The sequence below is a fragment of the Bifidobacterium angulatum DSM 20098 = JCM 7096 genome, from assembly GCF_001025155.1.
Lineage (GTDB): Bacteria > Actinomycetota > Actinomycetes > Actinomycetales > Bifidobacteriaceae > Bifidobacterium > Bifidobacterium angulatum.
This window is the reverse complement of record NZ_AP012322.1, coordinates 1,715,492-1,727,703: the sequence shown is the minus strand read 5'-3', so window position 1 is coordinate 1,727,703 and position 12,212 is coordinate 1,715,492. Positions and strand designations below refer to the sequence as shown.

The following is a 12,212-nucleotide window of genomic DNA, read 5'->3' as shown; positions in this document are numbered from 1 at the left end:
ATCGTGTGGTTATGAACAAGCAGAAACGGCATACGATCGTAGCGGTAGTCGGCAATCCGGCGTCAAACAACGGCAAAGGAGCCAAAGCCGGCAGCCGTGTGCTGGATTTGCTGAATGAGCGAGGCAGGGCACACGGTTTTGCGGCGAAGGACCTGACCGGCGAAACTGTTACCGAATCCATTGCCAACATGCAAGCCGCGCAAGGAACCTACGATTATCTGATTGTGGTCGGTGGCGACGGCATGGTCAGTCTGGGTGTCAATGCCGTTGCGAATAGCGGCACGCCAATGGGCATTGTCGGGGTTGGCTCCGGCAATGATTTCGCCAGGGGACTCAAGTTGCCGGTGAACCGTATCGAGACTGCGGTGGAGGGCATCGTCGGGGCCATCGTATGCGGCTCATGCATGGATATCGACATGGGGTATGTGAGCGGGCAGAACCTGGCCGACGCCATGCCGGGTGCAGGTGACGCCGGGCTTGGAAACGGGCGTTTCTTCGCGGGAATGCTGTCCTGCGGCATTGATGCGAGCATCAATGATCGAGCCAACCGTTCACGACTGCCGGGCGGATCGTTGCGCTACTTTGCCGCGGTGCTTGCGGAACTGCTGCATATGAAGCGATACGGGTACCACGTCGAGGCCACCACGGCCGACGGAACCGTCGAGGAATGGGATATGGCCACACCGCTGCTCACAGTGGCCAATTCAAGGCATATCGGCGGCGGCATCGAGGTTTCGCCGTATTCGTCCCTCGACGACGGATTGCTTGACATGGTGTGGATGAATCGTATGCCTGGCTGCGTTGAGCTTATGCGAGCTTTGCGCCACGCGTATGATGGCAGGTTGCTGGCCTCGCGATTCCTGTCTTGGCAGCGCGTGCGATCCGTGAGTATCACGCGGTCGGCTGATGGTGACGAGCCGCCTACGGCGATGGCCGATGGTGAGTGCGTGGGGCCGCTGCCGTTGCATGTCGAATCCCGCAAACAGATGTTGCGCGTACTCCTTCCTCCTGCGGTTGTCAACTGGCATCGAGGTCGGCGCGGCAAGGAACAGATCGATCAGTTCATCGCACGCGATGGCCGTGCCATATGAGCCGGGAACGCATCGGAAAAACATCCCGGGATTACGCCGGCACGAAGCCGAGACTGTTTAATCGAGGTGAACGTAATCGTTGAGATGCAATGTTTGCGCGATGAGCTTCTTCACCGTCAGATTCGGCACGTCAGGGTGCGAGCGGATAAGCGAGATCATTCCGGAGACCAGCAGTATGAACGTTTCATGCACGCAAATAATCGGCATGCCATAGTGGGTCTCGAAATCCTGAGCGGTGGTCCGCTGCAACATATCGGCTATGCGGTCGGTGATACGGTCGAGAAAACGGATGTACAGCGCGGCGTTGCCATCCTTGACTATTCGGTTCGAGAAGGGGCTTTCCTCCACGATGAGTTTGCGAATGAGCTTGACGAAGTCGTTCAACGACCCGTCGATGTCTCCGGGTTTGCGGGAGGCGTCCCACTGCTCCAGCTGCGCGAGAATGTCGCCGACCACATCGTCGAGAACCGCATCCGCCACCTCGTCTTTATCGGAAAAATAGTGGTAGAACAGGGAGCGTGTCATATGTGCCCGGTTCGCGATGTCGCTGACAGTGACTTTGGAGAAGCCCTGTTCGGCACATATGTCGCGTGTCGCGCGCACGATGGCTGCGCGCCGGGCGTCGCCCTTTCCACTGGGCATTGGGGTATTACCGGAGCTCATAGCACCAGTGTACGGGATGATGCAGGATACAACCGTACGATGGGCTGTGGTGTTGGCAGGCGGAAATCAGTACAGTAGATGTGTTGTGCGTCTTCCCCCTTAGCGGGCAAGACGATGTTGAGACGGGAATGCGGTAAGGTGACGGTGCGTATGCGATGCGTGCTGGCTAGTACCGGAAGGTGTTGAGAATTATGGCGTTGGCCCTTTATCGTCGTTATCGCCCTGATACGTTCGAAGGCGTTATCGGGCAGGAACAAGTCACTGTGCCACTGATGAGGGCCCTTGACGAAGGCAAGCTGACGCACGCCTACCTGTTTTCCGGGCCGCGGGGATGCGGCAAAACCAGTTCCGCGCGTATTCTCGCGCGTTGCGTCAATTGCGCTAAAGGTCCCACCTCGCATCCCTGCGGCGAATGCGAGTCGTGCAAGGATCTCGCTACCGGAGGCCCCGGTTCCATCGACGTGGTCGAAATCGACGCGGCTTCGCACAATGGCGTCGATGACGCCCGCGAACTGCGCGAGCGTGCCGGTTTCGCGCCGGCTCGCGACCGCTACAAGATCTTTATTCTCGACGAGGCGCATATGGTTACGCCGCAAGGCTTCAACGCCTTGCTGAAAATCGTTGAGGAGCCGCCGGAACATGTGATGTTCATCTTTGCCACCACCGAACCGGACAAGGTAATCGGCACTATCCGCTCACGTACCCACCATTATCCGTTCCGCCTGGTGCCGCAGGAGATCATGGGCCCCTATCTTGAGCAGATCTGCGACAAGGAAGGCATCAAGCCTGAGCCTGGTGTGCTGAAACTGGCCATGCGCGCTGGTGGCGGATCCATGCGAGACACCTTGTCGGTGCTTGACCAGCTGATGATTGGTTCCGTCGATGGGGTCATCACGCATGACGCTTCCGTGGCATTGCTGGGTTTCACGCCGGAAACGCTTATCGGGCAGGCCGTTGATGCGGTTATCGACGGCAATGGCGAAGCGCTGTACGACGTGGTGCAGAAAGTCGTGGTCGGTGGTTTCGACCCCCGTCGTTTTGTCGAGGATCTTCTGGCTCGTGTACGTGATCTTATGGTGCTTACGCTGGCTGGCGATCGAGCGGAAAGCGTGCTATCCGACTCCGCCGAGGGCGAGGATCTGGACGAGCTGCATCGTCAGGCCAAGGCGCTCGGCCTTTCCGCACTTACGGTAATGGCCGACACCATGAACTCCACGTTGAGCACTATGACCGGTGCCATTTCGCCGCGTATGCGATTGGAATTGCTCGCAGCACGCCTGCTGGCCGAGCATGAGAGCGGATGGTCCATCATGCAACAGACCGCTGCCGTTCCAGTCGCGCCCGGCGGCAATGCCGCTGCTCACGATACGAAGCCGGCCGTCACATCGGGCGCGCATACCGGTTTCGCCGGAGCTTCACGTCATGCCGGCGCGCCGGCGCAGGGCGGTTTCGCCGGCGCGGCCCGTAATCAGGAGCATGACCGGGGAAACGCTGGGGTGACGGTTTCGCCGGCACCCTCGACGACGGTGCCCGTACAGGCGGCCGATGCCTCGGAATCCGCACCTGCCGTAGTATCGGCTCCCGCGAATCTCCAGGCCGATGGCTGGGCGATGGGAACGCAGCCGGATGCCACTGTGCCGAATAACCGCACCCCGGACGAAACATGGGATGCGTTGGTGCGCGATCTTCCCGAGGACGTGCGTCGGTACGTGTCCCGCAGCAAAGTACTGCGCATCAAGTATGAAGCCCAGTCGAAATCCGGCAATCCTCGCCTATGGCTGAAATTCGATAAGGCATTGAGCAAATATGCATTCGCCCTGGCCGTGGCCAAGGAAGAAATCGACGGCACCACCAAGGTCGTGGACATTGTGCGTGCCGAAGTGCGTAAGGCATTCGGCGAGCGCGTTGAAATCGCTCCTACCAGGCTGACGGACGATGGCGTGCGTGCGCCGGCGTTCAAGCAGCTTCCGGCGAGCGAACAGCAGCGCATCAAAGCCCAGGTGCTTCAGGAGAACATGCGTTCCACGGCGGCCGGCGCTTCGCAGTGGGCGGAGAATTCCAATGATGCCGACCGTGAGCAATCCGACGCGTCGAACGAACAGCCGGGAGCGTCCGACGATGGTGACTCCCATCGATCGCTGAACGGGTTCGCCCCGGAAAGACCGGTTTCGCAAGCATCGGAGCAGAACGGGAATGGCTCGTCTCAAGCTGCCGAAGCGCAATCCGTAGCGGGGGACGACGATGACCCGTGGGCGACGCCTGCAGTGCCCGCTGTGCCGGCGAACCCCGATCGTCAGGGCGAGGGGCAGCCCGAACATCAGAGCGAGCATGAAAGCAAACATGTTGCGGTGCCGGATGTCAGCGATGGCATCGATCCGTGGGCCGTACCAACGGCATCCGCACAATCGGCATCTGCACAATCTGCATCGTCCGCTTCGGAACAGTCCGCAACGGTGACGGCACCGTCTGCAACCGGTGAATCCGTGACGGGCGATGCGAGTCGTCATAATGCGCAGGGGCGTGATTACGCTGCCCAGGAACCGCATTGGGGTGCCTCCGCAGGCGAGCATGTCCAGCAGCAGGAGAATGCCGGCACCAGCCAGCTCGCGGCGACTGACCCATGGCAGGCGTCAGGCGAACCTATCCCTCCGGGGCCTGAACTGGCTATCGACCCGGCGGTGGAACCCGACCCGTGGGCTATGTCCGCAGCTGCAGCCGCGCCGCCTCAGCCGCAGGTTGCCGCGGACGAGGATGAGTACTCGATGAGTGACGAATCCCTGGGGGAGGCTACGGCCATGAGCATGGACGACATCAAGCGCCTGTTCGAGGTCAAGAAGGTCGAGGAGTTCACGGCCGACGATCCGCACAATCCGCGTAACATGCACCAGACAACGAAGCATACGGAGGAGTGACGCATGGCATTGGCTTATGACGGTGCGATCCAACGGCTGATCGATGCTTTTTCCAAACTGCCGGGAATCGGTCCCAAAGGCGCTCAGCGCATCGCTTTCTACATCTTGGGCAGTGACGAACGTGAGGCGGCCGATCTGGCCGATGCCATCACCGAGGTGAAAGCGAAGGTGAAGTTCTGCGAGGTGTGCGGAAACGTATGCGAGGCGTCGCCATGCCCGGTATGTCTGGACCCGCGCCGCGATCACAGCATCATCTGCGTGGTCGAGGAGCCCAAGGACGTGATGAGCATCGAACGCACCCGCGAATACCACGGCCTGTACCATGTGCTCGGTGGCGCCATTAACCCCATGGCGAACGTGGGGCCCAACGATCTGAACATCGCCAAGCTGCTGGAACGATTGGGCGACGGCAGCGTTACCGAGGTGATCCTTGCACTCGACCCGAATATCGAAGGCGAGGCCACGACCACCTATCTGAGCCGGTTGCTCAGCCAGGTCGGCATCAAGGTGACGCGTCTGGCAAGCGGGTTGCCCGTGGGAAGCGATCTTGAATATGCCGACGAGATAACGCTCGGCCGTGCGCTTTCCGGTCGTAGGGAAGCCTGATGGTCAGCTGTATTACTGGCATCGGCATCGTCCCAAATCGTGAACGGGGTCAAGAACGGTAATACGCTTCTCCATATAATCGTCACACTTGCGTACTATGAGACGCGGGTTTGAAAACTTTCAAGACAGAGGATAGGACAGCAGTGGCTCTCATCGTGCAGAAATACGGCGGCTCCTCCGTGGCCGACGCCGAATCCATCAAGCGCGTCGCCCGCCGTGTTGTGGAGACGAAGAAAAAGGGCAATTCCGTTGCAGTGGTCGTTTCGGCCATGGGCGATACCACCGACGATCTCATCGATCAGGCGCTGAGTATCGATTCCAACCCGCCCGAGCGCGAGATGGATATGCTGATGACCGCAGGCGAACGCATCTCCATGAGCCTGCTCGCCATGGCCATCCACGCCGAAGGCGCCAGCGCACGTTCCTTCACTGGTCAACAGGCCGGCTTCTTCACCGACACTCGGTATGGTGCGGCGCATATCAAGTCCGTGAAGCCGGATCGCGTGAAGCATGCGCTTGAGGAAGGCGATGTGGCGATTGTCGCCGGTTTCCAGGGCATCAACGCCAACGGCGACGCCACCACGCTCGGTCGTGGCGGGTCCGATACCTCCGCAGTCGCTTTGGCGGTTGCCCTCGATGCCGACATGTGCGAGATCTACACCGATGTGGATGGCATTTTCACCGCCGATCCGCGCATCGTCCCGACCGCCAAGCGCATTCCCAGCATCGACTACGATTCGATTCTTGAAATGGCCGCATGCGGTTCGAAGGTGCTTGCGCTGCGCTGCGTCGAATACGCCCAGCGTTTCAACATGCCGTTGCATGTGCGTTCGTCCTTCTCCCACAGGCCGGGCACGCTGGTCGTGCCGAATGGTGTGGACCCGCGCACGCTGCCGAATCTCGACTAGTCAACGAAATCCCCATCCCAACAGAAGCGAAGGCAAGAGAACATGAGCGATAAGAACGAATCCATGGGCGACCTGTTCCCCGATCTTGGCCCGGAGGCCCCGGTCATCTCCGGTGTTGCGCACGACCGCAGCGAGGCTTTGGCCACCGTGCGTGGCGTGCCGAACGAGCCCGGCATGGCGGCCAAGGTGTTTACCGAGCTGGCCATGGCCGGCGTGAACGTCGACATGATCGTGCAGGCGGGCGCTTCCGTCGGCACCGCCGACATTTCCTTCACCGTGCCCGAATCCGCGGTCAAGCAGGTGCAGGAGATCCTCATCGAAAAGCACGATGTACTCGGTTACAAGTCCTTTGACGTGGATTCCAACGTGGGTAAGGTCGCCGTGGTGGGCGTCGGTATGAAAACCCATTCCGGCCTGGCCGCCAAGTTCTTCAACGCATTGAGCGACAAGGGCATCAACGTGCTGATCATCTCCACTTCCGAGATCCGTATCGCCGCCCTGGTGCCGCTGGATCAGCTCAACGACGCCGTCAAGGCGCTGCACACCGCGTACGGTCTTGACTCCGACCAGGTGGAGGCCGTGGTGTACGGCGGCACCGGTCGCTGATTCGGGTTCCGACTCGACGTTTTCCGCATGAGGCGGGTTCCACGCAAGCGTGTGGGCCCGCCTCAAGTGTTATGTAAGCATGTTTGTGCGTTTGCATATTTGCGTATTCGCGCATCATGCTGCGTACCGTTTTTCGCATCGAGCCTCCCTGCAAGCCATGCTGCGCGGCATCAGCCATATAAGCGCAGAAACGGAGGCCGGATCGGTTTTACCGACCCGGCCTCCGTTTCTGCGATGTATTGATGCGAACGCGTGCGTTATATGCGGCGCATTACCGCATTACCGCATCGCCGCGAATCACTTCTTGGTGATGTAGCCCAATGCCTTGAGCATTTCGGCGCTTTCCAGAGCGCCGCCGGCGGCACCACGCAGGGTGTTGTGCGCCAGTCCCACGAACTTCCAATCGAAGATGGAATCCTCGCGCAGGCGTCCGATGGAGACGCCCATGCCGCCCTCGTAGTCCACATCCTTGAGCACCTGCGGGCGATCGTCCTCGGTCAGGTACTGGATGAACTGCTTCGGGGCGTGCGGCAGGCCGAGTTCAGCGGCCTTGCTGGTGTAGTTGACCAGACGGTCGATGAGCTCATCCTTGGTCGGGTTCTTGCCGAAGTTGATGAACACGGTGGCGGTGTGGCCGTTGAGCACGGGCACGCGGATGCACTGCGACGTGATCTTCAGCGGGCCGTCGAACGGCACGATCTCGCCCTTGGCTTCGTCCACGTGGCCGAAGACCTTCAGCGGTTCCTTCTCGGACTTCGCCTCTTCGCCGGAGATGAACGGAATGATGTTGCCCACCATTTCCGGCCAATCCTTGAAGGTCTTGCCAGCGCCGGAAATGGCCTGGTAGGTGCTTACGATAACCTCATGCGGCTCGAACTCCTGCCATGCGGCCAGTGCCGGGGTGTAGGCCTGAATGGAGCAGTTCGGCTTGACGGCGATGAAGCCATGCGTGGTGCCGAGACGCTTCCTCTGGTGTTCGATGATCGCATAATGCTGCGGATTGATCTCCGGCACGACCATCGGCACGTCCGGCGTCCAGCGGTGGGCGCTGTTGTTGGATACCACCGGGGTTTCGGTTTTCGCGTATTCCTCTTCGATGGCGCGAATCTCGTCCTTCGGCATGTTCACTGCGGAGAATACGAAGTCGACGTCCTTGACCACGTCTTCAACGTCGGCCACGTTCTTGACCACCATGTTCTTGACGAACTCGGGCATCGGGGTTTCCATCTTCCAGCGGCCGCCGATGGCTTCCTCGTAGGTCTTGCCGGCGCTATGCGCGGATGCGGCAAGGGTGACCAGTTCAAACCACGGATGGTTTTCGAGCAGCGTGACGAAACGCTGACCGACCATACCCGTAGCTCCGAGAATGCCGACTTTGATTTTTTCGGACATAACAACCTCTCGCTTACATGATGGAATTGTTGCAAATTTCGTATGATTCACGCTTGAGGTCGACCAGCCGGCCCCAAACGACGTCGTGGGCGGCCACACGCGTTGTTTAATTCTACGAAAACGTGCAGTCAAGCCGTTTCCGCTATCCGTATGGTGGCCGTATGGTGGTCTGCGCGTCGGTGCCTGCCGGGGTTTCGGCTGGTTGTATGGTTGTTCGGCGGTATGATTCGCATGCCGTGGGTCTGGCGTGGTGCTGCGCTGGCGGAAACGCTCGTGCATGGTGCGTACACTAGTAGACATGTCGAAGGCATCAGAAGAGGCGCAAAAGCAGCTGGATCGAATCGTGGCGTTGGGATACCCGGATGTGGCCGATATGTCGGCCGACGCGTTCCGTGCGCTGGCGCGTCCGCTTATCCGTGCGTTGGAGGACTCCGACTTGGGGGCTGAGATTCTGCTGATTCCCACACGTGAGCTGGTGTCGCCCGAATCGTTGATCGCCCGAACCTCCATCAATCGCATGGCCGGGTTCACCACCATGCCGCCGCGTGATATCGCCAGTTTTCTTCCGCAGGACGGATTCGAGCCGCCTGAGGGGCCGTTCTATCTGGCGATCGAGCCGCATACCGGAACCTGCTATCTCAATCGTGAGCCCGATGTGGCGCGTAAGCTCATCGATGCCGACGATCGCCTCCCGCTTACCCTTGAGGAGGGGCTTGCCATCGCCACCCAGCATCCTGACTGGCTGGAGGTCAAGAACGGGTTCAATCTGCTTGGCTCGCGGTCGACGGATGGGCGTGTGCCGAGTATTTGGATGAGTCAGAATGCCCCGCGTCTTGGCGCGGTCTGGCCGAACTCCCGCCACGCGTGGCTGGGCAACGCCTACTGTGTCGCCCGCCGTGGTATCAGCCTGTTCCGTTGACTCTACCGCCCTGCACGCATGCGCCGAGCGGTTCGATGTTCCGCGAAGCAAAGGGCGTTCATCAGGCCTTGTGAGGGCCGTTATGTGCGTTTTCCCCGGCGGAAGGCGGTGCATTGGTGTTTTCCCGCATATACATAAAGTAAAGGTGTTGTCTGGTTGGGCTGCCGTATAGGTTCCGTAGGTGGTTTTGCGGTTCCGTAGGTGGTCAGATGTAGTACCGGACTTGAGAAACGGCTTACATAAGGCCGTTTCTGTTGTGGTTTTCAACGGCCAACCACCTACGGAAGGCGTAAACCCCCTACGGAACCATCCGTGTTTGCGAAAGACGCCGTCTCGCATCACATCGGGGCCGACCGGCAAATATACTGGCATACAGTGGAAGGGTTTGCCGCACCGTCAGAGAGGGGATAGGGGTATTCTGCACGCAATGCGGGAGCAGGAACGGCGAATACGATAGGTTCTGCACCAGTTGTGGTGCCGCCTTGGAAGCTGTGGCTCAGGAAGATGCGCTGCGGGATCAGCCTAGGGAAAATCTGGGTGACCCGGCGATTTCGGTGCAGGAACCTGCGCAAGGCGATGATGGCCTGCCGGCGGATATCGTAGGCCGGGACGTTGCCGGGGTGAAGGCGGATCTGGAGTCCAGAGGCTACACCGTCAAGACGGAGAAGCGGTTGTCTTCCAAAAAATACGTGGGCAAGGTATCCTGTTCCATTCCCGGCCCCGGCAGCAAGCTTAGCGACGGGCAGACCGTGACCTTGTATGAGGGTCGAGGCTTCGATGGGTGGGGCGAAGGTGCCGGGTTCAAGTGCGAATGGGGGCGGACCGCCGTCATGTTGGTCGAACTGTTGTCATATCACGAAACGCGGTTAATCATTGGCGCGGGGAGCCGCTAGGATTAGCCCAAGCGCATAGGTAACATGCGCGTAACAATTGATGGCCGGAGGAACCGGCAAAACCAAGATAAGGAGGAGTGATGGGTCAGGATCAATCGTCTGTGTTTGATCTCGCGGCTGTGGCTGCGGCGTCCAACGGAGGTAACAACGACCCGCTGCTGCCTCCGGCGCGTTTCATTGGAGCTCCGCAAAAGCCCAGCAAGATGCCGTACGCCAAGTACGTTGCATACGATAAGCAGGTGCCGTTTGATTACCCGGAGCGTACGTGGCCGGGCAAGCGACTGCAGCGTGCACCGCGTTGGTGCTCCGTCGATCTTCGTGACGGCAATCAGGCCCTCGTCAACCCGATGGATTCCGAGCGCAAGCTGCGCTTCTGGAATCTGCTGGTGTCGATGGGCTTCAAGGAGATCGAGGTCGGCTTCCCGTCGGCTTCCGAAACCGATTTCGACTTCATCCGCATGCTGATCGAGCGCGAACTCATCCCCGACGATGTCACCATCGTCGTGCTCACCCAGTGCCGTGAGCATCTGATTCGCCGCACGTATGAGGCGCTGAAGGGCGCCAAGCGTGCCATTGTGCATTTCTATAATTCCGTATCCGTGCTGCAGCGTGAGGTCGTCTTCCGTAAGAACAAGGAAGAGATCAAGAAGCTGGCCATCGACGCCGCCGAACTGTGCAAGAGCCTGGAAAGCGAAGCCGAAGGCATCGACCTGTACTACGAGTATTCCCCGGAATCCTTCACCGGCACCGAACCGGAATACGCCGTCGAGGTCTGCAACGCCGTGACCGGCGTGATCAAGCCGACCCCCGAGCATCCGATGATCATCAACCTGCCGGCAACGGTGGAGATGACCACTCCGAACGTGTTCGCGGACGAAGTGGAATACGTGTCCAATAATTTGAACGACCGCGACGCCATCGTGCTGTCCCTGCACCCGCATAACGACGAGGGTATGGGCGTCGCCGCCACCGAGCTTGCGGTGCTGGCCGGCGCCGACCGTGTGGAGGGCTGCCTGCTGGGCAATGGCGAGCGCACCGGCAACGTCGATCTGGTCACGCTTGGCCTGAATTTCCTGACCCAGGGCATCGATCCGCAGATCGACTACTCGAATGTTCCGGAGATTCGCAAGACCGTCGAATACTGCAATCAGATCAAGATCTCCGAGCGTCACCCCTATGCGGGCAACTTCGTGTTCACCGCGTTCTCCGGTTCCCATCAGGACGCCATCAAGAAGGGCCTTGAGGCTCGTCAGGTGGCCGCCGATCGTGCTGGTGCCGATCTGGACAAGTTCGTATGGCTGGTGCCGTATCTGCCGATCGATCCGAAGGATATTGGACGCTCCTACGAGGCGATCATCCGTGTGAACTCCCAGTCCGGCAAGGGTGGCATGGCGTATCTGCTCAAGACGAACCATAATCTTGATCTGCCGAAGCGCCTGCAGGTCGAATTCGACAAGGTCGTACAGAACTTTGCCGATGAAACCAAGAAGGAAGTCAAGGACGAGGATATCTGGCGTCTGTTCAAGGACGAGTATCTGCCGGTCGAGGAGTCTGGTGTCACTGCCGCTGGCGCGGTGGTCGGTGACAGCAGCGATGAGACCCTGAAGCAGTGGGGTCGCTTGAAGCTGCTCAAGGTGGCTGTGTCTTCCGGTGAGGACGGTTCCGATACCGTGCTGAAGGCCAAGGTGCTTGATCGTGGCATCGAACCGGGTGATGAGCCTCGTGAGCGTGAGGTTTCCGGCATTGGCAACGGGCCGATCGCCGCGTTCCTTAACGCGCTGTCGAACTTCGGCATCGAGGCTTCCGTCATGGATTATGCCGAGCACACCATGTCCGTCGGTACCGACGCCATGGCCGCCTCTTACGTGGAATGCCAGGTTGGCGAGGATGCCGAAGCCCAGATCATCTGGGGTGTCGGCATTGATTCGTCCATCACCACCAGTGCGCTGAAGGCCATCATCTCTGCCATCAACCGTTCCGAGCGCTGATTGCCGGCAACGCTTGCGCAAGCGTGAAGGATAAGGGCTGCACCTGTTTTCCGTTGAACGGGTGCAGCCCTTGCTTGTTGCCGTTGCGTTTCGTGGGCTAGAGCGTTGCGCCTTGTTGCCGTATGTGCGATGGCGAAAGTGCGGCCATAGCTATGAGAAAACCCCGTTCCGTATGAGGGATCATATGGAACGGGGTTCTTGTGTTCGCAGCGTATTGTGCTGGCCGCTAGGCCC

10 protein-coding genes and 1 pseudogene are annotated in these 12,212 nt (G+C 59.7%); 9 read left to right on the top strand and 2 right to left on the bottom strand.

The window, feature by feature from the left end; all coding sequences use genetic code 11:
• The first annotated feature begins 11 nt into the window (after nt 1-11).
• Nucleotides 12-1,091, top strand: coding sequence for a diacylglycerol/lipid kinase family protein (locus tag BBAG_RS06990; protein ID WP_003824928.1), 1,080 nt, complete (start codon nt 12-14; stop codon nt 1,089-1,091).
• 57 nt (nt 1,092-1,148) lie between these two features.
• Here the strand turns inward: BBAG_RS06990 and BBAG_RS06985 are convergent, their stop codons facing one another.
• Nucleotides 1,149-1,754, bottom strand: coding sequence for a TetR/AcrR family transcriptional regulator (locus BBAG_RS06985; RefSeq protein WP_033509177.1), 606 nt, complete (start codon nt 1,752-1,754; stop codon nt 1,149-1,151).
• Between the two features lie 191 nt (nt 1,755-1,945).
• Here BBAG_RS06985 and dnaX point away from each other — a divergent pair, with 191 nt between their 5' ends.
• The 4 genes from dnaX (at nt 1,946) to BBAG_RS06965 (ending at nt 6,786) form a co-directional block, all read left to right on the top strand.
• Nucleotides 1,946-4,666, top strand: a complete 2,721-nt coding sequence (gene dnaX, locus BBAG_RS06980; protein WP_003824924.1) for a DNA polymerase III subunit gamma/tau — start codon at nt 1,946-1,948, stop codon at nt 4,664-4,666.
• Between the two features lie 3 nt (nt 4,667-4,669).
• Nucleotides 4,670-5,272: a recombination mediator RecR gene (gene recR, locus BBAG_RS06975; RefSeq protein WP_003824922.1), complete on the top strand. Its 603-nt coding sequence runs from the start codon at nt 4,670-4,672 to the stop codon at nt 5,270-5,272.
• 143 nt (nt 5,273-5,415) lie between these two features.
• Complete coding sequence (locus BBAG_RS06970) at nt 5,416-6,180, top strand: aspartate kinase (RefSeq protein WP_035137079.1); 765 nt, start codon at nt 5,416-5,418, stop codon at nt 6,178-6,180.
• 42 nt (nt 6,181-6,222) lie between these two features.
• Entirely contained in the window at nt 6,223-6,786 is a 564-nt protein-coding gene (locus tag BBAG_RS06965) for an ACT domain-containing protein (protein ID WP_003824918.1), read from the top strand.
• Nucleotides 6,787-7,083: 297 nt separating this feature from the next.
• Here BBAG_RS06965 and asd read toward each other — a convergent pair whose 3' ends face one another.
• Complete coding sequence (asd, locus tag BBAG_RS06960) at nt 7,084-8,178, bottom strand: aspartate-semialdehyde dehydrogenase (RefSeq protein ID WP_003824916.1); 1,095 nt, start codon at nt 8,176-8,178, stop codon at nt 7,084-7,086.
• 298 nt (nt 8,179-8,476) lie between these two features.
• On the opposite strand from asd, the gene BBAG_RS06955 reads away from it, so the two are divergent.
• The 4 genes and pseudogenes from BBAG_RS06955 to leuA all read left to right on the top strand — a co-directional run bounded on the left by BBAG_RS06955 (nt 8,477) and on the right by leuA (nt 11,978).
• Complete coding sequence (locus tag BBAG_RS06955) at nt 8,477-9,097, top strand: DUF5701 family protein (protein ID WP_033509175.1); 621 nt, start codon at nt 8,477-8,479, stop codon at nt 9,095-9,097.
• 308 nt (nt 9,098-9,405) lie between these two features.
• Nucleotides 9,406-9,576 (top strand): annotated as a pseudogene (locus tag BBAG_RS08880) (zinc-ribbon domain-containing protein); the annotation flags it as partial.
• Nucleotides 9,577-9,588: 12 nt separating this feature from the next.
• Entirely contained in the window at nt 9,589-9,990 is a 402-nt protein-coding gene (locus BBAG_RS06950) for a PASTA domain-containing protein (RefSeq protein WP_033509173.1), read from the top strand.
• An 80-nt stretch (nt 9,991-10,070) separates the two neighbouring features.
• Nucleotides 10,071-11,978: a 2-isopropylmalate synthase gene (gene leuA / locus BBAG_RS06945; RefSeq protein WP_003824911.1), complete on the top strand. Its 1,908-nt coding sequence runs from the start codon at nt 10,071-10,073 to the stop codon at nt 11,976-11,978.
• Nucleotides 11,979-12,212 lie beyond the last annotated feature (234 nt).